A 21,590-nucleotide genomic window follows, 5' to 3' on the forward strand; every position below is an offset into this window, starting at 1 on the left:
CGTCCTCAGGGCAGCGTGTCGGCGGCCAGGCCCGGCGCCGCGGGCTCGTCGAGAGGGTAATAGGAAGTCCCGCCGAGGGCCTCGTGCACCCGGGGCGCCTCGGACGTCACGACGCGGGGCCGAGACACCCGCAGCACCGTCTGCTCCTGCGTCGAGGGGTTGTCGTAACGATGCGCCAGGGACGGGGCATCATGGAACGCCATGCCTCGCGCCACGGGGTGGCCCTGCATCAGGAGCTCCGGCCCCAGCACCAGGTCGCTCGCCTCCACCGCCGCATCCTCGCTCGCCGGGAGACTGCCACCAGGCTTCACGCGAAGACGGTGCACGCCGTAACCCGCTCCCTCGTGGATGACGTCCAGGTGACCGAAGGAGCGCTCCTCGGAGGCGTAGCTCATCTGCTCGGCCGTGCGGTGCACCTGGAGCGATGGCAGCGCGCGCCCACCGAGCGCCAGGGGCTTGATGACTCGCACCGTGGCCGCCTGCACCTGCGCGCGCGGCACATCCTGGGTGGGCGGCACGAGCAGGTAGCGGCTCACCGCCTCCACGGCGGACTCCAGCAGCTCGAACCGACACGCCTCCAACAGGAAGCGCAGCTCGCCCGCCAGTCGCCCGTAGTTGACGGTGTGCGCGAGCCGTCCGCCCGTGGCGGCGTTGCGCGTGTCCAGGAACAGGGCCACGTCCAACCGCAGCGGCTGGGCCAGCACGCGCTCGCGGTTGTACACGCCCACGATGCAGTCCACCGTGAGGCCGCGCAGCTCGATGACATCCAGCGAGTGCCCCTGGCTGTCGCGCACCACGGGAGGATGGAAGGCCAGCTCGGCGCTCACAGCATCACGCTCCTGCCCCCGTCGACGGCGATGACCTGCCCGGTGATGTAGGGGGCGTCCTTCGCGAGGAAGACGACGGCGCGCGCCACGTCCTCCACGCTGCCCTCGCGCCCCATGGGGATGCGGCGCAGAATCTGCTCGCGCGCGACGGCGTCGAAGCTCTCCGGGAAGGCGGCCACGCCGGGCGATACGGCGTTGACCCGCACGCGCGGGGCCAGCTCCACCGCCAGCGCGCGCGTCAACATCAGCAGGCCCGCCTTGCTCACCGAGTAGTGCGCGAAGTGGCTCTCCGGCCGCTCGCCCGCGATGTCGCAGATGTGGACCACCACGGGGTCCTTCCCCGCGAGCAGCGAGGGCAACAGCGCCTGCGTGAGGAAGAAGGGCGCGTCCAGGTTGACGCCGAGCATGGTGCGGTACTGCTCGCGCGAGATGTCCTCGAAGGGCACACGCTCGTAGAGGCCCGCGTTGTGGACGACGACGTCGAGCGCGGGCCAGGCCTCGCGCACGCTCGCGCCCAGGGCATCCACCGCCTCGGGGCGGCTGAGGTCGGCGGCGTGCACGGTGACCCGGCGGCCCAGGGCGCGCAGCTCGTCCGCCAGCGAGCTCAGCGGCTCCAGCGAGCGGTTCGCGTGCAGCGCGACGTCATATCCGGCATGGGCCAGCGCCCTCGCCACCGCTTGACCGATGCGGATTCCTGCTCCGGTGATGAAGGCCGTCCCCATGCGGCGCACTGACTAACAGGCCCCGCTGAAAAGTCGAAGGGCGATGCCGGATACCCCCGTATCCCGGCACCGCCCCTCGTCCCCTTGGAGGTCTTTCAGCGAGTGCTACCGGACGTAGCTGGCCGGGTGCACGCGGTTGGAGCGCCAGTCACCGCCACGGTCGTAGGACACCCACACCCACTCCGTGGTCTGCACGTAACGGCCCGGCACCCACTGGTTCTCGTAGTAGCCACCGGTGCAGCGGGTGACGCGGTGACGGCGGTTGCCGCGCTCCTGGCAGACTTCCGGCACCCACACTTGGTCGTAGCGACCCTCGACCCAGCGGCTCACCGTCTGCATCTCGTAGCGGCCCTGCGAGCGCGGCGGCGGACGCGGCGCCGGAGCGTGGTGGCAGTGGCCGTTGTGGACGTGGGCCTCGTAGCGGTCGGGACGGGGACCGCGGTCGTCATGGCGGTCGTCGTGGCGGCGGTCATCGTTGCGGCGGGCCTGCTGCGTGGCCCAGTCGCGCATGCTGCTGTCGGCCGCGAGGGCCGTCGAGGAACCGAAGAACAGGGTGCCGAGAGCCAGGGTCGCGAGAGCAGTCTTGAAAGCCATGTCGTCCATCCTCCGTCGTGTTGCACCTTCTGACGGGGCACCCCCAGGAACATTCAAACACCAGGAGTTCCGCCCTCTTCGGACACAGGGGGCCGATGTAGGACATGGACTCCACGGAGGCGTCAGCGAGGAGCGACCTCGGCGCAGGTGAGGCCCTCCTCGGGCGCGCAGTTGCGGCCCACGAGGCAGCCCCCCGCGCCCTGGTGGTCCACGCAGCGGATGGGGCGACAGTCGACGTCGCTGCCACACGCGCGACGGCTCACCGTGCACGTGCCCTGGCTGCACGCGTCCTGCACGCAGTCGGTGTCCTGCTGGCAGGTGCAGAAGCCCTCCACGTCGCCCTCCGCGATGGAGCAGCGCCCGGCGCAGGCACCCTCTTCCTGGCCCTGGGTCTTCACGCACTGACCGCCGCGTCCGCAGTGTGAATCCTCGCGGCACGGCAGCGACGGCGAGGGCGCGCACTCCGCATCCGAGCGGCAGCGCGCACGGCTGGCGACGACCACCACGTCCGCGCACTGGTAGCCGTGGGGACAGCCCTGTCCCTCCGAGCAGTCCGCGCCGCAGAAGGCGGTGCCGGGGCTCGCGGTCTCCCGCAGACAGAAGTTGGCGCCACGGCCACAGACCTGGAGACCGCCGCCGTACGTGCAGCTCGCGCAGTAGGGACGGCGCACGGGGTCGAAGTCGCTGAAGCATGTCGCGGCACCGCAGCGCTCGCCGAAGGCACAGTCGCTCGCGTCCGCGCAGAAGCCCGCGTCGCAGACACCGAGCGCACAGGCCGCGCGGCCCTCGGGCGTGGTGGCGTCACAGAGGCATGGCGCGTCCTGGCAGCGACAGGCGGTGCCTGGACAGTCTCCGGAGGAGCGGCAGCCCGTGACACAGGTGGTCCGCGACACGTCGCAGACTTCGCCCAACGGGCAGTGCACATCCGTGGCGCAGCGCCCTCGCGTCAGACAGGTGCCGGTGCTCGTGTCGCAGAAGAGCGACTCGTCGGCGCAGTCGGCATTCGACTCACAGCCGGCGCGGTCCTGGCAGAAGCCCGCGGGGTTGCACGCCTCCGCGGGCGAGCCACAGTCCGCGTCCACCCGACAGCCCTCCGAGTCCACGGAGGAGTCACTCGGACACGCGGCGAGGAGGAGCAACAGGGGCACGGCGAGCCACGTCCAACGGCGCATCACGGGTCGAAGACCTCCGAGCGCCCGAGGACATACGCCGTCCAGGTCGCCGTGGACAACGCGTCATGGGTCCATTGCGAGTACTCGAAGCGGGGGACTCGCGCGAGGGAGAGGTCGGCTCGCAGTCGCGCGCCTTCGGGCAGTTCTGCGCGGAGTGCCGCGAGCGCGGGTCCGGGGAGCGTCACCTGCGTCTGCCCTCCCGGGAGCACGGCCGTCCAGCGGACGCCGCCCTCCGTTCCGGGCGCGAGCAGGGTGAGCAACTGCACCTCGGGCGTGGCGGTGGAGGCCGTGGGCGTCCAAGACACCGTGCCCTCGAAGCGAGCACCCGGCTGGGTGAAGACAGGCAGTGGCAACATCGGCGCGAGTGTCACGCCTCCGTTCAGGGCTCCCGGCTGACGGTGGTACAGCAGGCTCTGGGGATACGCGGTGGCTCCTCGCAGCAGGTCGAGGAAGAGCAGGTTCGCGCCGTCCACGTGGGGAAGTTGTGGGAAAGCGAGGCGCGGTCCGGGTCCTTCGATGCTCGTGTAGAGGCGCGTGCCCGTGCCCCAGTTGTGGGGATGGGGCACGAGGCCCTCCGCGCCCAGGTCCAACCAGGCGTAGACCTGATGCCGTGCCTCGCCTCCCGCGATGACGAGTGGGCCCTCCACGGTGAGCGGTGCGGTGACATCCAGGTGCATGTCGAAGATGACATCCTGGTTCTCCGCCGCCCGCGTCCCCGAGGCCGCGACACCTCGGCGGATGCCGAGCAGATAGGGCTCGAAGTCCACGCCGTCCCTGAGCACCCCCAGCACCGCGTACACGGCGCGCAGCCCGGGCTGGGCCAGGACGAGGAAGGAGCCTCCGTCCTCGCGGATTCGCCAGGTCTCCGCGCGACGGTCGCCCGTTCCCGTGAACGGTGGACCCGACGCGGGGCTGGATTGGGCCACGAAGACTCGCGCCTCGAGCACCTCATTGGCGCCAAGAGGTCGCGGGGGCTTGAAGCCTCGCACGCGGCCGGAGACGCGCGCGGTCGCGGGCACGGGCGGATTGCCGGGGTTGCCCTCACGGTCGAGACGGCGCAGGTACACCGTCAGGTTCTCCGAGCGGATGCCCGCCACCGTCACCGCGTCGTGGCCCGGCTTGAAGACCGTGATGACCTGCGCGCCCGCGATGCGTGGGTCCGAGAGCGTGAGCTGTCCTCGCGCGTCCGTGCCGCCATGGAGGAGGGGCGTGGGGTCCGGGCCCAGCAGCACCGTGGCTCCCGAGACGGGTTGGCCATAGCTCCCCGATGACGTGTCGAGCACCGTGACGTTCAACGTGCCCATCAGGGGCTCGCCGGAGAGACCTCCGGGGCCTCGTGGGTCGAAGTAGTGGAAGGACTCGGGGAGCGCCGAGCGCTGTGAGCCATGGACGACGGCGACCTCCACGGGTCCCTGGATTCGTGAGGCCGGGATGCGACAGGTCAGCGTGTGCGCGTCGTGGATGAGCACGTCGGTGGCGGGTTCTCCTCCGAACGTGACGGACGTTCCGTCGACGAAGCCCGCGCCTCTCACCGTGACCCGGGCGCCCCCAGCGACGGCACCACGGGAGGGCTCGACCTGGGACAGGGTGAGCGCGGCTTCGTAGGTGAAGGACGCTGGAAGCAGCGCTTCGTTCTCCGGGTCGCTCGCGGAGGAGACATGGAGCGAGTGCGGCCCCGCGCCTCCTGGTGGTGTGAGGAAGCGCAGCTCCGTCTCGCTCGACTCCGTGACTTGTGGCGCGGAGAGTGCGCCGACGTGCACCACGGCGTCAGGAGGCAGTGCGGTTCCTGTGAGTCGAGCCTGGGTTCCGCCTGTCGCGGGCCCATGGTCCGGCGTCACCTGGTCGAGCGCGAGACGGAAGGTGTAGCCCTGGGTGAGGCTCGCGCTCATGGCGCCGGATTGGACACTCACGGAGACCGTGCGCGGGAGCGTCTCCCGGGGAGGGACCCGGACCGTGGCGGTCGTCGCGGTGGCACTCACGAGCTGCGCCTGGACGGCATCGAAGGTGACGGACAGGTCGGGCGCATCGAGCGAGGTCCCCATCAGCGTCACGGTGCCATCGTCCCGGGCTCCGACTCTCGGGAAGACTCCATGCAGGGCGAGCGGTGCACTCGGGGAGTCGTCCACGTAGGCGAAGCCCTGGCGCACGGTCCAGGTGCCTCTCGGCGTGACGATGCGGATGGGCACGACTCCGATGGACGGTGCGGGTGGAGTGGTCACCACGATTCGCGTGGAGGACTCCACCCGTAGCCCGGTGGCGGGTGTGTCTCCGAGGAGGACTTGAGTCGCTCCCTCGAAGCCCTGGCCCGTGATGACGGTGACAGTGCCTCCCTCTCTTGGGCCCGTGAGCGGTGAGACCTGGGTGACGCGCGTGTCCTCGAGGTAGCGATACGCGCGTCGGAGCACGTCACCGACACCGTGGCCCTGGACTCGCACGTCCACGGAACCAGCCAAGCGTCCCCTGGGGACGAGGACACAGAGCTCCGACGAGGAGACTCGCGTGACCGAGGGACTCGCCATGTCACCGAAGAGGACCTGGAGCCCTGGCCCCTCGGGGAAGCCCTCGCCGAGCAGCGACACGGTCTCTCCTCCGGAGAGCGCCCCCGTGTCCTCCGAGAGCGCGCGGACGTCGAAGCTCTCGACGTAGGTGAAGCAGGACTCACAGACTTCCGTGCCGTTCGGGTTCTGGAGCGTGAGGTCCACTGTGCCTGCCACTCCAGGAGGCGTGCGCAGGTCGAGGGTGGAGTCGTCGATGAGCTGGAAGTCACGGACGGGATTCGAGCCGACTCGCAGCGTCGTGCGCGCTGCTGCTTCGGGTGCGGTACGGGCCACGCCCTCGACGAAGCCTCGGCCCTTCAGCGTCACCCAGGTCCCGCCGCCCCGCCCACCTCGCGCGGGCAGCGCGGACTGAATCACCGGCGCGCTCGGTGCGCCCGCATCGGCGTGGGTCCCCGCGTCTTGCGCTCCCGCATCAGGAACGCTCCCTGCGTCTGGCGGAATCCCTGGGGGGCGTGGGGAGCCACCACATGCCGCGAGCAACGTGGCGAGGAGGATGAACACCCGCGATGACGTGGTCCTCATGGGAGCCACTCCGCCTGGAGCGTGTAGCCGTTCGTCGTGCGCGCATCATCACCAGTGACCCTGGCCGTGAGCGACTGGCCCTGCACCGCCGACGCGGGCAGCTCCACCGTGGCACCCGTCGTGTCGATTGAGCACCCCAGCTCGGTGCCACCCTTCAGGACACACAGGCGCAGCAGCCCGCGGTCCGCCGTGTAGCCCGACAGTGACACCCGTGCGCCACGTGAGGGCGGCACCGAGAACCGCAGGTGGTCCGCATCCCCGGGACAGAGCATCCCGTCCAGCCTCAGGTCCTCCGGCAACGCCGTGGCCGTCTCGACCGTGTCGTTCGGCTCGTGGTCGTCATCGTCGCAAGGTGTTCCCCGCGAGAGGAAGAAGCCCACGTCGTAGGCTCTCGGCACCGCGTCCCGGGAGGCGATGCGAACCGTGTACAGGCCTCGCTCCGCGACGACATGCGACAACCGGAAGCGCCCCGTCGCCAGCACCCTTCCACTCGCATCCTGGAGGGACGAGGAGAACACCGGCTCCGCGAACACCTCCGCCTCCACATTCACACCGAGCTGGTCACCCCGCTCCAACGTGAGCGAATAGTGGTCCACGTCACCTGGGCACAGGGTGAGCCGCACATGGCGACTCGCGCTCACGGGATGGGCCGTGGCCACGGTGTCATTGGGCTCCAGCACGTCCGGCTGGCAGCTCCTGGGAATGCAGGCCCTGCTTCCGAGGTCACAGCGTCGGTCTGACTCACAGTCGTCGTCCGAGGAGCAGGGCGGCAGGCTCGGCAGGCACTGCCCACTCGCCAGGTGACACACGTGGGGCACCGTGCAGTCTCGGTCCGAGTAGCACCTCGGCGTCACCGTGCAGCGGCCCGCGGCGTCACAGGTGAAGCCCACCGCGCAGTCCGAGTCCTCCTCGCACCGCACACAGCGCTCGTTTGAGCAGTGCTCCCCTTCCGCGCAGACCGCCGACGCGGTGGCCTCGGTGCAGCGTGGCACACAGGCATGCAGGCCCGGATTGCAGCGCTCCTCGGCGCCGCAGTCCGAGTCCTCGATGCACCCGAGGTCCTCCTCGCACACGAGCGTGCCCGCGTTGCACCGCTCACCTGTCGGACACTCCTCACGTGTACCCATCGGGCACAGCACCACGTCGGCCCTCGCCCGGCACAGTCCCTGGCGACACCACTGTCCCAAGCCGCAGCCCGCGTGCGCCACGCACGCCTCGCCCCAGCCCTCGCGCGCGACACAGGCTCCGGCCTCGCAGCGCTCACGGAGCCGACACTGACCGCTCGACTCACAGGCGCCACACACTTCGGCGAGCGTGCAGACCTGCCCTCCATCACAGTCCTCGCGCCGTGCACAGGTCTTCGGGCCGGGGTCCACCTCCGGCCCCGGTGGCATCTTCTCCGTGGAGGAACAGGCGAAGAGCCAGCACAGCCCCAACAGCCACCACCCCGTCCTCACGGCGCCTCCGTGACGACACCCGAGGGCCACTGCACGTCCGCCACCGTCCACACCTCGCCCTGGCGCGACAGGGTGCGACGGAACTCGCCCTTCAGCACGCCCCGGTCATACACCCGCACCGTGGCCTCACTGCGCGGGTCCACGGCGCCGTTCTCGCGCGAGAGCACCACCGCGACCCGGTACGGGCCTGACACGGGGCGCTCGTAGCCGAAGACCTCCGGACCGAAGCCCGTCAGCCGATCCCTCAACAGCTCCGGGTCCTCAGCGAATCCGGGTGCGCCCCAGTCGGGACGCGGGTTCGCGTAGTGACAGTCATCGACGGACCCCAGCACCGCGTCCACGCCTCGCAGCACGTGCAGGTCCAGGTCCGTCTCCGCGTGGCTCCACGTCACGTCCACCCACAGTTGTTGGGCGGGAACCGCCACGACTCGCGCACGCGTGGGTTGCAGGCTGCGCGCGCCCGCCGCATCCGTCACCGTGAGCGCCACCTCGTACTCACCCGACACCACCGGGTCCAAGCGCAACACGCTGCTGGACGCCCCTGGGGACAACACCTGCGCACGCGCGCCCACGGGCAGCGAGACCAGCTCCCAGGCGTACGTGAGCGGACCGTCTCCATCCGGGTCCATCGAGGCCGTGCCCTCCAGCACCACTTCGCCTCCCGGCACGCTCTCGCCCGGAGCGCTCACCACGGGCACCGGCGCGAGATTCACGCTGCCTCGCAGCTGCATTCGCGCCTCGCGCTGGTCCGGGTCCGTGGTCCGCAGCACCAGGGCTCCACTCACGTCCTCGGCGGCGACACCGGACGGCACCGCGTATTGCACCGACACCTCGACCTCACTCGCGAGGTCCAGCACCGCGGGCGTCCGCGTGGAGCCCACGAGCTGGAACACAGGAGACGCAGGCGCTTCGAGCGTCAGTGACTCCAGCACGAGCGGCGCGCTCCCTCGCGAGCGAAGCCTCACCGGCCGCACCACGACATGTCCCTCGGCGACCCGCCCGAAGTCGAGCAACGCGGGCTCCAACTCCAGCGCCGCGGCCGTGCGCCCCTCTCCTCGCAGCGACACCTCGACGTCCTCTTGAATGGGGTCGTCCGTGCGCAGCACCAGCGTCGCCGTGTAGCTCGACTCACGCGGCGGCACGAAGGCCAGCACCAGTGAGGTCTCTGCCTGCGCGGGCACCTCCTCGGGAACGGAGATGATTCGGAACGGGCTGCCGTCCTCCTTCACCACCGCGCTCACCACTCGCAGCGACGCGCGTCCCACGTTCACCAACGGCAGGGACACCGTGCGTTCGTTCAGCGCGGGCACGGCACCGAAATCCAGTGTGGACGCGGGCGCCACCCAGCGCGGCACCACCGAGGACGGCGGCGCGTCCCTCCCACAGGCCGCCACCAACAGCCAGCACACGAGCCACCCGCGCCTCACGACCCCTCCTCCACGTACTCCAACTCCACCCGCGACCCCAACCCCGGCACCGAGTCCCCCGCGAAGAACACCGTCCCACGCTCGGGTTGGTACACCCACCCGTGCTCGCCTCCCGCCTCGGGGACGCACACCACCTCGAGCGCCTCCGCCGACCGCCCCTCGCAAGCCGCGCGGTCCACCGACACACAGGCCCTCAGAGAGGACTCCGGCGTCCCACAGGCGTGGCGAACACGGACCCTCAGCGAGTCCTCCCGAGGTACACGCGCGAGCGCGAACGAGCGCCTCAGCCCCACCGCGCTCGTCGCCAGCGTGCGCAGCGTCTCGGCGAAGTCCTCGTCGCAGATGCTCCCCAGCGCTCCGCCCATCCAGGACACGAGCTCCGCGTACCGCGTCCCCGGCTCCGCGCCACAGCCATTCGAGGGCACATCCCCGATGATGGCCGACGCCACCACCGTCCCGTCATTGCCCAGCCCCTTGGCTCGCGAGAACTCCCGCCAGTACATGCGCACGTCGTGCGGCGAGCGGTCGTCCTCGTCCGTCACGAACGCCAGATACAGCCACGCGTCCGGACGCAGGAACTCCACCGCATGTGTCGCGCGACACGCCTCCCGACACGCATCCGTGGCGCAGCTCGACACGCAGGCCGCTCGCGCCTCCAGCACCGGCGCGTTCTCGCGCGCCAGCCGCTCCAGCACCTGACGCGCGGCCTCCAGCCCCGTCTCGTACGCGCTCCCTCCCGTCCCCACTCGCACGCTGTCCGCGAAGGCCTGCTCCAGCCCCGGCGTGTCCGGACGCAGAATCCGCGGCGTGCCCACCAGCTCCCCGGGACGCGCGAAGGTGTCCGTGGTCGCCACGCCCATGCGGTAGTCGATGCGCCCTTCGCGAAAGAGCGAGATGAACGCCTGGAAGTTGCGCGCGAGCGACTCCTGGCGAGGCGCCATGGAGGCCGAATCATCCACCACCCACAACACATCCACCGCCGACGCCGAGCGCTGCGCGTGCGTATCGACGTGGAAGCCCGGCGGGAGCGACGGCACCAATCGCTCATCCCGACAGTCGACGAAGAGGAGCGCCAGGAAGGCGACGACGGCGACACGGCGCATCCGCCCAGCCTACCCCGAGCGTTCATGGTGCACATCTCCGCCGAGAACCCGCCCTGACCGGGCCCCGGGTGCGCTACATCCCCGGGCACCATGTTCCACCGTCAGGGGCCCACCATCCTCGAGCTGGCCGAGCAGGCCCTCTCCTCCGTCGAGCAAGGCTACGACCTGCTCGCCCCCAAGTTCGACTACACGCCCTTCCGCACACCGGACCCCGTGCTCCGCGCCGCCATCGAAGCCCTGGGCCCCTCGGGCTCCGTCGGCACCGCGCTGGACGTGTGCTGTGGAACCGGCGCCGCCATGCGCCACCTGCGCCCGCTGGCCCGCGAGCGGGTCACCGGCATCGACGTGAGCCAGGGCATGCTCGAGGAAGCCGACCGCAGGCTCTCCGGCGCACCGGGCACCGCCGCCCTCGAGTTCATCCGGGGTGACGCGCTGGAGATGACCTTCGACGCCGCGTTCGACGTGGCCACGTGCTTCGGCGCCTTCGGCCACATCCTCGAAGCCGATGAGCCCCGGCTGATTCAGCGCATCCACCAGGCCCTGCGTCCCGGGGGGCGGTTCCTCTTCGTCACCGGCCATCCACCGTCGAAGCTGCGCCCCGGTTACTGGGTGGCCCGGAGCTTCAACGCCGCCATGCGCGTGCGCAACGCCCTGTGGAAGCCGCCCTTCGTCATGTACTACCTGACGTTCCTGGTGCCGCGCGCCCGCGCGCTGCTGGAGGCACAGGGCTTCAGCGTCGAGGTCCGCGACGGCATCCTCCCCGAGCCCTTCACGCCCCTGGCCACCGTCATCGCGACGAAGCGCTGACGCCGCGCCTCAATGTGACGCGTACTCCACGGACACCACGGTGTACTCCACCGCCCCGCGAGGCCGCTCCACCACCACGGCATCTCCCACTTCCTTGCCGAGCAGTGCCCGCGCCAGCGGAGACTCCACGCTGAGCCGGCCCGACTTCACGTCCGCTTCGTCCAGGCCGACGATGCGATAGCGCGTGCGCTCGCCGTCCTCGTCCTCCAGCTCCACCCACGCGCCGAAGAAGACACGGCCCTCCTGCGCCGCCTCCGGCTCCACCACGCGCACCTCCTCCAGCGTGGCGGCGAGGTGACGCGCGCGGCGCTCGCGCTCCTGGCGCCGGACTCCCGCCTCCAGCGGCGTCAGCCCCTCGGCCCCGGAGTCCGGCCCCTGCGTGGCCGCCAACTCCTCCTGCAGGGCGCGATAGCCCTCCGGCGTGATGTAGCGCTTGTCGCCCGAGGAGGACTTCGGCCGCGGCGGCACCAACACCTCGTCCCCGCCCGAGTCCTCCTTCGTGAACGCCTTCGACATTCCGACCTCCGACACAGTCCACTTCGGACCCGGGCACCTCGCGCCCGTGAGACTAAGCTACGCCGCCTCGTCCATCACTCAAGGGGTGCACGCATGGCAGGGCAGGCAAGGCTGACGGGCAAGCAGGGCCAGGAACTGGCGGGCTATCTGAGTGAAGCCACTCCAGCGAAGGGCGCGGTGGTCCTCGTCCACGAGTGGTGGGGCCTCAACGAGCACATCCGAGGCATCGCCGACCGGCTCTCGAAGGAGGGCTTCACCGTCTTCGCCGCCGATTTGTACGGCGGCCGCACGACGAAGGACGCGCAGGAGGCCGACAAGCTCCTGTCCCAGATGGACTGGGGCAAGGCCAGCCAGGCCCTCAAGGACGCCACGGAGGCGCTGCGCCAGCGTGGCGGCGCCGGCACGAAGGTCGCCGTCCTGGGCTTCTGCATGGGCGGCGCGCTGACGCTGCTGGCGGGAGCGAACGACGCGGGGCTCGACGCCGTGGTGCCCTTCTACGGGATTCCGCCGGACAGCGTGGACGTCACCCGCATCCGCGCGCCCATCCTCGGGCACTTCGCGACGCAGGATGACTGGTGCACGCCGGACCGGGTGGACGCGCTGGAGGCGAAGCTGAAGAAGGCGAACGTGCCGGCGGAGCTCCACCGCTACGACGCGAACCACGCCTTCTTCAACGACACCCGTCCGGAGGTCTACTCGCCGGACAATGCACGGCGGGCGTGGACCCGGACGGTGGACTTCCTCCGCGCGAAGCTCGGCTGAGCCTCGCGCGAAGGGGGCTCACGACTCCCGGCTCAGGTGCCGGGGGTCGCCGGCGTGGCGGGAGCCTGGGGCGCGGTCTCCGGCGAGGCGGGCGTCGTCGGCTGGGCCTCCGGGGCCTCGGTGCCGGGCGCCTGCTCCGGGGCGGCGGGGGCCTGGGGCGCGAGCTCCGCGGGGGACTGACCCGAGGGAACGAGCTGCAGGCGGTACTGCGACACGCCCTTGGGGAGCACCACCTCCACCAGCGGGTTCTCCTTCAGCAGGTCGGCGTTCGTCTCCAGCGTCACCAGGCCGTCCGCGTCGCTGACCAGGTTCATGCGCGTGCGGCGCTCGCCCGCGCGCACCTTGGCGCCCTGCACGGGCTTGCCGGCGCCGTCCACCACGCGCAGCGCCACCGTCTGGCCCGCGGTGACTTCGGCGGCGTTCGGCGCCACCAGCTCCCGGTAGGTCGGGCGCAGGGCACAGGCGGACAGGAGGGCGGTGGAGGAGAGGACGACGGTCAGCAGGGCTCGACGAAGGCTCATGGGAATTCCGTACGGACGTGAGGGGACTACCGGGCGCGGCAGCATAGCCGCAGACGGCGGGCCGCCAAGCCCCACCACGTCCGCCCCTCGGGGCACGGAAGCGGTTTTCCCGGGTTTGTTCCCCGGAAGGAGCCTGGGGCCACCCAGCCGGCCCGCCCTCCGGTGGAGTCAGCGGCCCTTCCCGATGCCCGCCGCCAGCCCCACCTGAACGGGAGCCGGGTGCACCGCGCCCGCCGCGAAAGGCTCGTACCCCATGGAGATGGTCCGCACCGACAAGGACACCTCGCCTCCGCCCTATGTGCACGACGTACACCGGGAGTTCTCCTACGCGGAGCTGCCGCCGGGCATCGGGATGAAGCCCGATGGCATCCACCTCAAGCACAACCGCTTCGACGTGAGCGTGGTGACGATGGTCCTCACCAGCCTCGTCGTCTTCTTCGTGCCGCTCTTCAACGGGCTCATCGGCGGCGTGTTCGGCGGCTTCCATGCGCGCACCTTGAAGCGCGCGCTGGCTGCGGCGGTGGTGAGCTCCATCGCCGTGCCCGCCATCCTCGCGGGGCTGTCGTTCTTCGCCGGCAACAACTCGCTGCGCATCTTCTCCGGGCTGGGCTTCGGAGGCTGGATAGCGCTGCATGTCATCGGCACGTTCATCGGCGCCGTGACGGGCGCGGCCAGCCGCCCCCTGTTCACCGAGGACCTCAGCGCAGCTCCAACCCGACTAGCAGCCGACGGTCCGACATACCGGACCACCACGTCGACGGTGCGGGTGAATCCCGACGTGACGGTGGAGCGAGTGAGCCCTCCCACCGGGCCTGTGCGCGAGGAGTGAGCAGCACGCCGAAGGGCCCCGCGCGCCCCAGCCACAGCTCCACCTGGAGCCATGCGCCCGCCTCGTGCGTGAGGCGCGCGTCGCCCAGGCGCCAGGTGGGTGCGTAGGCGGCCTCCAGGCGCACCGCGTTGGCGCCGGAGCCCGGCAGCCCCGTGCGGTGGGTCAGCGAGAAGCGAGGTCCCGCCGCGGGCGCGAGGGAGGTCTGGCTCCAGTGCATCCTCGCGAGCCCGCCCACGCCCACCGCCGTGAAGCGCGAGAAGCGCGCGGCCTCGTCGATGACCACCAGCGCCTCCGCCTGCACGGTGGCGCGGTAGGGCTCCGCGCGCGCCGTGTCCGTGGCGACGCGCGCCTCCGCGCCCCAGCCCAGCGAGTCCCACGCGGAGCCACGCAGCGCGAGCGGCTCTCGTTGCAAGGTGCGGTAGCCCACCAGCGTCATGTCCGTGGACACCACGCGCGGCGGTCCCCAGCGCGGCTCCAGCGAGAGCTCGCCGTCGAGGACGCGCAGCTCGCTGCTCGCCTGGAAGCCGTGCTGGCGCGCATCGCCCAGCGCCTCCGCGAGGCCCGCGGTGCGCACGCTGACCAGGGGACGCACGGCGCCCGTGTCGGGGAAGCCAACGCCCACGCTCACCACCGTGCGCGCCGCGCCCGACTCGCGCAGCGCCGAGGCCGCCCAGCGCGTCTCGTCCGCCACCTTGCGGCGACGGTCCTCACCGAGGAAGGCGACCGCGTCCACGTCCGCGAACACGCCGTCGTTGAGTGCGCCCTGTGCGTCGGTGGCGAGGATGAAGGTGGCCTCGGTGCGCTCGGCGCGGACCAGGACCTTCAGCTCCTCGGGCGTCGGTGGACGACGGGGCGCGGTGGCCAGGGCCTGCTGGAGCAGCGCCGTGCGGTCCAGCACCGCGAGCTTGCGCTGGAGCGCGTCCTCTCGCTCGAAGACCCGCTGGCGCTCGCGAATCCCCGCCTCGGCCGAGCCGGCCACGGGCGTCTTCAGGGCCAGCAATCGCTGGCGTTCGATTCGCAGCCGCTCGCCGTCCATGCGGTCCACCGCCGCGCGCTCGACCCTCACCGCGTGGGCCACGTAGGCGTGGAGTGTCTGGCGCACGGTGGCGCGCGCGGAGGGGGTCGCGGTGTCGAGCACCGCCGTCACGACTCGCGGCAGCGCGGCGTAGGCTTCGCCTCGGACCTCGGGCTCCCGGGATTGCAGTTGCGCGTGGAGGGACAGGAGGCGTGACAAGGGTCGCGCGTCCACGTGTCCGGAGAGCGACTCCAGGGCCTCGCGGCGCGTCTTGTCCGCTCGCGCGGCGCGCTCTCCCGTGGACTCGAAGGCGTCCGGGACGAGCTCCAGCAGCGGGCCCGCGGGCCCTGCCTTGCCGAGCACCTCCAGCCTCGCGAGCACATCCAGCGTCGCCGAGGGCAGGACCCACATGAGTCCGGGCGGGCGCACCTGACGGTCATTCTCCAGGACGCCGTTGAGCAGGAAGAGCAGCGCGCTCGCGCAGTTGTCGGTGAAGAAGTAGTAGCCCATGTACCCGCGCCGCTCGAGTTCCCAGATGCGCTCGAGCATCCGCGTCTCCTCACCGTGCGTCAGGCGCAGGCGGAAGCGGCGGATGGTGCGCTGCTCGAGCTCGAGCGACTCGTGCGCGAGGTCGCCCAGCGTGCCGGTGAGGAAGACGGTGTCGTAACTCCCCGTCATCCCCTTCACCACGTAGCCCAGGCCCTTGGGCTCCATGCCCGTGAGGGCCACGAGCTGCACCACACGCTCGAAGGAGGGGCCGCGCACCTGGGCGCCCTCGCGCCACACCGGGCGCAGGAGGAGATGTCCGAAGAGGGACTCGGGCTGTCGTCCCGTGGCGGCGACCATGAGCACCTCGAGGTGGGAGAGCAGGTCGCGCTCGGCCCAGGCATCGAAGGCGGGACAGGGTGCGCGCACGGGCCAGGCGCCCAGGCCCGAGGACTCCAGCAACTCCGTCAGCGCGCGCGTCTTGGAGAACTCCTGGCAGCGCACCTGCTCGTCCACGGACAGCGCGTCCTCGCGCAGGGACTCCACCGGGACGAACAGCTCCTCGGCGAACGTCACCAGGTCCAGGGCCGCGCTGTGCTGACCTCGCTCGCGACTGAAGGCGCCCGCGTAGTGCAGGCGTGCTTGCTCCTTCCAGACCAGGGGACGCTCGAAGGGCTTCATCCAGCCGGACAACCGGCGCCACCGTGTCTCTCGACTCCAGGCGAAGACGTCCTCCCACCGCTGCGTCACCGCGTGCACCACCGCGCGACGTCGCCACAGCCGCTCGGCGTCCTCGTCCGTCAGCCGGGAGAGGCGCAGCGTGGCGCGACGGTCCTTCGACGGTGCGTACCGGTAGAGATGGAAGCGCGCGTGGCCTTCGGACCAGTCGGGGCGAGTCTGCGTTCCGTCTCCCAGGCCCAACGGCGAGGACTCGGCGTGGAGCACCAGCTCCAGCGGGCCGCCCGGGAAGCGCCTCATCGCGGGGGGCAGGGACTGGAGTCCCTGCTCCACCTCACGCACGAGCACGGCGTCGCGTGCCGCGGCGTCTCGCAGCACCAGTCCCGCGCGGGACAGGGCGTGGACACGGGCCGCCAGCGAGTCCTCGTTCGGGGAGGCTCCCGGCTCCGAGTCCCCCTCGCGCACCACCCCCGCCGCTCGCGCCCACACGGGCAGCGCGAGGAGCACCACGAGCCACACCACGCCGCGGCTCACCGCGCCACCTCCGCGGCCACCTCCTCCCCATGCACCGCGAGGAACGCGCGTCGGTCCTCATCGAGCCTCGGGTCCGTTCGCGCCAGCTCCCCCACCCGCGCCAGCCACGCCAGCGCGCGCTCGGCCGTGAGCGTCCGCGTGTCCGCCATCGCCAGCAGCTCCCGCCGGTTCGCGCGCAGGAGCCGGCCGAACGTCGGCAGGTTCTCCCGACGGATGCTCGCCGCCGCCGCCAGGTCCTCCACCGTGGGCCCCGCGCCCAGCGCCAGGTCCTCGCGCAGCTGGTGCGTCCTCGACTGCAGATACACCTGCGCCGCGCGCCCCACCTCCTCGGGAGGAGGCCCCTTGCGTCGCTCCGCTGCCGCCACGACGCGCCAGATGACCACGCCCAGCCCAATCACCGTGGCCGCCACCGTCGTCGCCGACACCACGCGCCCATCCTTGTTGTCACTGTTGCTCGTCTCCGAGCGCGACTCCTTCCCCTCCCCGCCGCTCTCCGATTCGCTCGTCCCCGTCTCGCTGCGGTCGCTGGAGCGCGACTCGCTGGAGCCGCCCTCCTCCGAGCTGTGCGAGGTCCGCTCGCTCGAGTCCCCCGACTCGTTCGACGAGTCCCCAGACCCGTTCGACGAGTCGCCCGAACCATTCGACGAGTCACCGGACCCGTTCGACGAGTCCCCCGAGCCCGAGCCGGAGCCCGAGCCATCCGACGAGCCCTCCGACGCGCTCATCCCGCCATGGCCCATCGCCCCGGGTGTCCTGCACCCCGTCACCGCCAGCAACACCGCCATTCCCAACGCACGCGCCGAGCTCCTGGTCGTCATTCCAGACACCCTCCCTGGTGAATGAGCATTCGTTCGACGTGAAAGCATGACGAGACACCGTGCAATTTCACGGAAGGAATTCATTTCCATGAATCAATTAGCCAGTGACGTGCCGAGCCTGGAACACATGATGTTTCGCGGCCTTGGGAGGCCAGGACAGGCTCCAGGCGCGAAGCGGGCATCCCAGGAGGTGCGTCGGGCGCTACGCGGCGGGGAGGTGCGGGGTTCAAGGGCAACGCGCCGGGCATCGACTTTCGACCCCGGCGCGCGCTCACATGAAACCTACCGCGAAAGGCCCTCCCCCCCGGTGGGCCTGCCCCTCATTGTCTCTTCGAGCGCAATGGGAATACCATCCGGGGAACCCCTGATGTCGGATTCCACCCGGACATCTCAGACTCCAGGGCATGTCGCAGCTCAATGCTCAACAGCTCACAACTTCCACGTCCGGGTGGGATAGTGGGAGCCACTCATTGGCATCGTATACTCAGGATACCTTGATTCGTTTGAATTCCGAGGAACAGCGTATCCTGGCGGACCTGGAGGCCCTGCTCGTCGAGGCGGAGCCGGGGTCTGAGTCCCTGCCCATGGTCCTGGAGGCATTGCGCGACACGCTCAAGGCGGAGCGCGCGGTGGCCTACGGCGTGGATGTGGGACCTGACCGCTACCACGTCAGCTACTCCCACAGCTCGGGTTTCCCGCAGCCGACGGAGGCGGTCTTCGACGCGCTGGAGACCTTCCTGTCGGACCGGGAGAGTCTTTGGGGCTGGTACGACCCCGCACGTCCCGCGCCCGCCCAGCGCAACCGGGCGCTGCACTTCCGCTCGCTCCAGGAGTCCGAGGCGCGGCAGATGCCCTTGCATGACCTGCCCGCGTATGAGGTGGGGCGGCGTCTGGGATTGAGCGAGGCGGAGCTGGAGGCGCAGAGGGACCGAGTCAACGTGCGCTCCGGGGCGGTGTATCGCCAGCTCGGGATGGAGCGCATGGCCTTTTTGCGCACGCTGGTGTGCGAGGGCCCCGCGCTGCTGGGCTGGATGGGATTGATGCGCGAGGAGCCCTTCACCGAGCGCGAGCAGCGGGTGCTCCAGGCGCTGACGCCCGCGCTGCAGCGGCGGCTGACGATGGAGACGCGGCTGCGCGAGTCGGGGCTGATGTCCACCGCGCTGGAGGTGGCGATGGAGGCCCTGGGGCGCGCCGCCTGGGTGGTCAGCCGCAGCGGCCGCGTGGTGCACGCCAACAGCGCGGGCCGCGTGTGGTTGGACCGAGGAGAGCCGGAGCTGATGGAGCAGCTGCGCCGGGGCGCGCAGGGGGTGCCCTGTTCGGGCCCGCTGACGCTCACGCCGCTGCGTACTCCCGGGCTGCCTCCGCACTACCTGGCCATCGACACGGGCACGGCCTCGAGCGCCGCGGCGCGGGTGCAGGCCCTGGCCGCGCGCTGGTCGCTCACCGCGCGCGAGTCGGAGGTGCTCACGCACATCGTCCAGGGCGAGACGAACAAGTCCATCGCCGGCCGGCTGGGCTGCGCCGAGCGCACCGTCGAGGTCCACGTCACGCACCTGCTCGCCAAGGCCCACGTGGAGAGCCGCTCGGCCCTCATCGCGCGCTTCTTCCAGACGTCCTGATGACGCGCGCGCCCGCGGGGCCCGCGCGTCTACAATGGGCGGAGTGAACGACTCCGCAGCCCTCCGCCTCCGGGCCGCCCGCGCCCGCGCCCGACACGCGCTGGACTCGGGCCCCTTCTCCGCCCCGCCCGAGGGCGTCCCCCGGCGTCGCCGCCTCGTGATGGGGGACCCGCAGGCGGACTTCGACAAGGTGCTGGGCATCCTCGACCACCACGGGCTGTTGAGCGCGGAGGGCTGGCTCCTGCCCGACGTCCAGCTCGTCTCCGTGGGGGACCACTTCGACTGGGGTCCGCCCGAGGAGCGTCAGCGCGCCGCGGACAGCGCGCTGGCCCTGGTGGCGTGGCTCTCCGCGCACCCGGCGGACCAGGTCACCCTGCTGCTCGGCAATCATGACCTGGGCCGCGTGGGCGAGCTCGCGGGCTTCGACGCGGCGAGCTTCGCCACCGCGCAGGCGGAGGCGGACTGCGTCTACCAGAAGGGCCACACGGACGAGGCGGGTGAGCAGGCCTTCTTGAAGCGCTGGCCCCAGGTGCCCACCGCGGAGCTGGTGGCGCGCGACTTCGGCAACTTCCGTGAGCCGCAGCGCACGTGGGTGGAGTTCCTCCTGCGCGCGCGGCGCTTCCGGACCGCCCACGCCGCGGGCCCCGGGCTCGTCGTGCTCCACGCGGGCGTGACGCGGGAGGACCTGGACCTGGTGGGGCTCGCCCCCGAGCAGCACGCGGACGCGGACGCGGTGGCGCGCGCGCTCAACGGCGCGGTGGATGACGCGGTGGCGCGGTGGAAGGGCGGACCGCTGGAGGTGCCCCACCTGCACCAGCCGGGCGACGCCGCGCGGGGCGAGGGCACGGGCATCTTCTACCAGCGCCCCAGCCTGAAGCCCGACGACGCCGAGCGCACCCGACAGACGCCGCGCCGGCGCTTCGACCCGAGGCGACTGCCCAGGGGGCTCACCCAGGTGGTGGGCCACACGCGCGACAAGCGGGTGCTGGAGCTGATGGGCGTCACGAACCTGACGCCGCGCGACGGCGTGGTGCGAAACCTGGTGACGGACGGGACCCGGGTGGACTGCGCCCACGGCGCGCCGCCGCCACCGCGAGACACCCAGGCGGCGCTGGTCTTCGTCGACGGAGGCATGAGCCACTGCCCCGTCGAGTCCTACGAGCTGTTCGACCTGGACACGCGCGCCGCCGCCGCTCGGACGACGGCGCGCTGAACCCCGCGGGCTACTTGGGCGCGGGCTGGGCCTCGGCCTGGAGACCGGCGAGCTTCTTCTCCAGGTTCTTCACCATGCGCGGCGACGTCTGCACGGCGGGCAGCGTCTTGGCGAAGGCGAGGGCCTCCTCCAGCGTCTTCACCGCGGAGGCGGTGTCCTTGCGCGCGATGAGGATGTCGACCCGGCCGGACATCACGCTGAGCCGACGCGAGCCCTGCACCCGGGCCAGCGCGCGGTCACTCGCGGCGAGCGCGTCGTCCAGCCGTCCCACGGTCCGGTACAGCGTGGCCAGGCGCGCGGGCGGGTTGTAGTCCTGGGGCAGGTCCTTCTCGCTCTGCTCCAGCGCGGGGATGGCGCGCTCGGGCGTGCCCAGCTTCATGGCCGCGCCCATGCGGTGCGCGTCGAAGACGGCGCGGGCCTCGGGGTTGGGGGCCTTGGCGGCCTCGGCCTCCAGGAAGGCCAGCCACTCCTCGGCGAGGACCTTCTTGCCGGCCTCGTCCTTGGCCACCTCGCGCGCCATGAGGCGCGCCTCGTACAGCCCCGAGCGGTCATCACCGGACATCTCGATGACGGGAGCCCCCATGGCGTCCACCACCTTGGCCTCCAGCGCGCTTCGCAGCTCCTTCACCCCGGCCGCGTCCTCGGGCATGGACACCGCGCACATCAGGCCGAACATCGCGGCGTTGGCCCACGACAGCGAGCGGGGCGTGCCCGGAAGCAGCTCGAGCGCCTTCTTCGCGCACGGCTCCACCTGCATCGCGCCGTACATCGCCGTCATGAGCGACTCCAGGGCGCGCCCCCGGCGGGACCAGTCGGCGGGCGCCTCGGCCAGGGCCTCCGTCAGGGTCTCTATCGCTTCGGCGGAGCGGCCCTCGGCATGGAGCGCGTCACCGCGCGCCAGCAGCGCCTCCGCGCCGGTGACGCCGCCCTTGTAGGCGCGCTCGCCGTCCTCGAAGAGCTTCTCCAGCTGCGACACGGTGGCGCTGCCCGCGAAGCGCAGGAGCGGCTTCTCCGCGCGCGGGTCGATGACGTACAGCGTGGGCCAGAACTCGATGGGGAACTTCTCCTGGAACGCCGCGTTCTGGGTCAGGTCGGTGTTCACCTCCAGCCAGACGAAGCGGTCGGCGTGGCGCGCCAGCGACTTGTCCGACAGGACGTACGCCTTCATGGAGCGACAGGTGTGGCACCACGGCGCCCAGACGTCGACGAAGAGGGGAACCCCCTTCGCCTTCGCTTCCGCGAGGGCTCGGGCGTAGTCATCCTCGATGAACGGCAGGGGAGCTCCGGCGTGCGCCGCTTCCGTGGACACGGGCGTGTTCGTGTTCGCGGCGGTGCAGCCGACGAGCCCCCAGAGCAGCAGGCTGGCGACAAGGGTGCGCATGGCGCGAACCCTACACCCGGGATGGCGCC

18 protein-coding genes are annotated in these 21,590 nt (G+C 71.3%); 5 read left to right on the top strand and 13 right to left on the bottom strand.

Annotation, left to right across the window (positions count from 1 at the left end; genetic code table 11):
- Positions 1–5: 5 nt before the first annotated feature.
- From K8625_RS12645 to K8625_RS12680, 8 genes are all read right to left on the bottom strand, one after another.
- Positions 6–827 carry a dihydroneopterin aldolase gene (locus K8625_RS12645; RefSeq protein ID WP_223782847.1) on the bottom strand — a complete coding sequence of 274 codons (822 nt, stop codon included), beginning with the start codon at positions 825–827 and terminating at the stop codon, positions 6–8.
- Entirely contained in the window at positions 824–1,549 is a 726-nt protein-coding gene (locus tag K8625_RS12650) for an SDR family NAD(P)-dependent oxidoreductase (protein WP_223749600.1), read from the bottom strand. Before K8625_RS12650 ends, K8625_RS12645 begins: the two co-directional genes overlap by 4 nt.
- Before the next feature lie 105 nt (positions 1,550–1,654).
- A complete protein-coding gene (locus tag K8625_RS12655; protein WP_223782848.1) occupies positions 1,655–2,143 on the bottom strand; it encodes a hypothetical protein in 489 nt (162 codons plus the stop codon).
- A gap of 122 nt (positions 2,144–2,265) precedes the next feature.
- Complete coding sequence (locus K8625_RS12660) at positions 2,266–3,318, bottom strand: hypothetical protein (protein WP_223782849.1); 1,053 nt, start codon at positions 3,316–3,318, stop codon at positions 2,266–2,268.
- On the bottom strand, positions 3,315–6,230 hold the full coding sequence (locus tag K8625_RS12665) for an IPT/TIG domain-containing protein (RefSeq protein WP_370641908.1): 2,916 nt from the start codon (positions 6,228–6,230) through the stop codon (positions 3,315–3,317). The genes K8625_RS12660 and K8625_RS12665 overlap by 4 nt, the downstream gene beginning before the upstream one ends.
- A 161-nt stretch (positions 6,231–6,391) precedes the next feature.
- Positions 6,392–7,852, bottom strand: coding sequence for a hypothetical protein (locus tag K8625_RS12670; protein ID WP_223782851.1), 1,461 nt, complete (start codon positions 7,850–7,852; stop codon positions 6,392–6,394).
- The gene (locus K8625_RS12675; protein ID WP_223782852.1) at positions 7,849–9,279 is read right to left on the bottom strand and encodes a choice-of-anchor D domain-containing protein; all 1,431 of its coding nucleotides are present in this window, start codon (positions 9,277–9,279) and stop codon (positions 7,849–7,851) included. The genes K8625_RS12670 and K8625_RS12675 overlap by 4 nt, the downstream gene beginning before the upstream one ends.
- Positions 9,276–10,382 carry a vWA domain-containing protein gene (locus K8625_RS12680; RefSeq protein ID WP_223782853.1) on the bottom strand — a complete coding sequence of 369 codons (1,107 nt, stop codon included), beginning with the start codon at positions 10,380–10,382 and terminating at the stop codon, positions 9,276–9,278. The genes K8625_RS12675 and K8625_RS12680 overlap by 4 nt, the downstream gene beginning before the upstream one ends.
- A 90-nt stretch (positions 10,383–10,472) precedes the next feature.
- On the opposite strand from K8625_RS12680, the gene K8625_RS12685 reads away from it, so the two are divergent.
- Positions 10,473–11,189 (top strand): class I SAM-dependent methyltransferase, encoded by a 717-nt coding sequence (locus K8625_RS12685; protein WP_223782854.1) that lies wholly within the window; start codon positions 10,473–10,475, stop codon positions 11,187–11,189.
- A 9-nt stretch (positions 11,190–11,198) separates the two neighbouring features.
- Here K8625_RS12685 and K8625_RS12690 read toward each other — a convergent pair whose 3' ends face one another.
- Positions 11,199–11,705: a GreA/GreB family elongation factor gene (locus K8625_RS12690; RefSeq protein WP_223782855.1), complete on the bottom strand. Its 507-nt coding sequence runs from the start codon at positions 11,703–11,705 to the stop codon at positions 11,199–11,201.
- 93 nt (positions 11,706–11,798) lie between these two features.
- On the opposite strand from K8625_RS12690, the gene K8625_RS12695 reads away from it, so the two are divergent.
- Entirely contained in the window at positions 11,799–12,467 is a 669-nt protein-coding gene (locus K8625_RS12695) for a dienelactone hydrolase family protein (RefSeq protein WP_223782856.1), read from the top strand.
- 32 nt (positions 12,468–12,499) lie between these two features.
- Here the strand turns inward: K8625_RS12695 and K8625_RS12700 are convergent, their stop codons facing one another.
- The 3 genes from K8625_RS12700 to K8625_RS12710 all read right to left on the bottom strand — a co-directional run bounded on the left by K8625_RS12700 (position 12,500) and on the right by K8625_RS12710 (position 16,958).
- The gene (locus K8625_RS12700; RefSeq protein WP_223749591.1) at positions 12,500–12,988 is read right to left on the bottom strand and encodes a hypothetical protein; all 489 of its coding nucleotides are present in this window, start codon (positions 12,986–12,988) and stop codon (positions 12,500–12,502) included.
- 698 nt (positions 12,989–13,686) lie between these two features.
- On the bottom strand, positions 13,687–16,530 hold the full coding sequence (locus K8625_RS12705) for a DUF4105 domain-containing protein (protein ID WP_223782857.1): 2,844 nt from the start codon (positions 16,528–16,530) through the stop codon (positions 13,687–13,689).
- The gene (locus K8625_RS12710; RefSeq protein WP_223749589.1) at positions 16,527–16,958 is read right to left on the bottom strand and encodes a hypothetical protein; all 432 of its coding nucleotides are present in this window, start codon (positions 16,956–16,958) and stop codon (positions 16,527–16,529) included. Before K8625_RS12710 ends, K8625_RS12705 begins: the two co-directional genes overlap by 4 nt.
- Positions 16,959–16,968: 10 nt before the next feature.
- Between K8625_RS12710 and K8625_RS12715 the strand changes: the two genes are divergently transcribed.
- The 3 genes from K8625_RS12715 (at position 16,969) to K8625_RS12725 (ending at position 20,180) form a co-directional block, all read left to right on the top strand.
- On the top strand, positions 16,969–17,373 hold the full coding sequence (locus K8625_RS12715) for a hypothetical protein (protein WP_223782858.1): 405 nt from the start codon (positions 16,969–16,971) through the stop codon (positions 17,371–17,373).
- Positions 17,374–17,842: 469 nt separating this feature from the next.
- Positions 17,843–18,967 (top strand): helix-turn-helix transcriptional regulator, encoded by a 1,125-nt coding sequence (locus tag K8625_RS12720; RefSeq protein ID WP_046716674.1) that lies wholly within the window; start codon positions 17,843–17,845, stop codon positions 18,965–18,967.
- 34 nt (positions 18,968–19,001) lie between these two features.
- Positions 19,002–20,180, top strand: coding sequence for a metallophosphoesterase (locus K8625_RS12725; RefSeq protein ID WP_370641909.1), 1,179 nt, complete (start codon positions 19,002–19,004; stop codon positions 20,178–20,180).
- Between the two features lie 10 nt (positions 20,181–20,190).
- Here K8625_RS12725 and K8625_RS12730 read toward each other — a convergent pair whose 3' ends face one another.
- Positions 20,191–21,561: a thioredoxin family protein gene (locus K8625_RS12730; protein ID WP_223782860.1), complete on the bottom strand. Its 1,371-nt coding sequence runs from the start codon at positions 21,559–21,561 to the stop codon at positions 20,191–20,193.
- Positions 21,562–21,590: the final 29 nt, after the last annotated feature.

This window comes from Myxococcus sp. AS-1-15 (genome assembly GCF_020037055.1).
GTDB classification, from domain to species: Bacteria; Myxococcota; Myxococcia; order Myxococcales; family Myxococcaceae; genus Myxococcus; species Myxococcus fulvus.

Excerpts from the sequence above, each read along its gene's own strand:
- K8625_RS12650 (WP_223749600.1), bottom strand. The coding sequence starts at position 1,549 with ATGGGGACGGCCTTCATCACCGGAGCAGGAATCCGCATCGGTCAAGCG.
- K8625_RS12655 (WP_223782848.1), bottom strand. The coding sequence starts at position 2,143 with ATGGCTTTCAAGACTGCTCTCGCGACCCTGGCTCTCGGCACCCTGTTC.
- K8625_RS12680 (WP_223782853.1), bottom strand. The coding sequence starts at position 10,382 with ATGCGCCGTGTCGCCGTCGTCGCCTTCCTGGCGCTCCTCTTCGTCGAC.
- K8625_RS12685 (WP_223782854.1), top strand. The coding sequence starts at position 10,473 with ATGTTCCACCGTCAGGGGCCCACCATCCTCGAGCTGGCCGAGCAGGCC.
- K8625_RS12690 (WP_223782855.1), bottom strand. The coding sequence starts at position 11,705 with ATGTCGAAGGCGTTCACGAAGGAGGACTCGGGCGGGGACGAGGTGTTG.
- K8625_RS12695 (WP_223782856.1), top strand. The coding sequence starts at position 11,799 with ATGGCAGGGCAGGCAAGGCTGACGGGCAAGCAGGGCCAGGAACTGGCG.
- K8625_RS12700 (WP_223749591.1), bottom strand. The coding sequence starts at position 12,988 with ATGAGCCTTCGTCGAGCCCTGCTGACCGTCGTCCTCTCCTCCACCGCC.
- K8625_RS12725 (WP_370641909.1), top strand. The coding sequence starts at position 19,002 with ATGGGCGGAGTGAACGACTCCGCAGCCCTCCGCCTCCGGGCCGCCCGC.
- K8625_RS12730 (WP_223782860.1), bottom strand. The coding sequence starts at position 21,561 with ATGCGCACCCTTGTCGCCAGCCTGCTGCTCTGGGGGCTCGTCGGCTGC.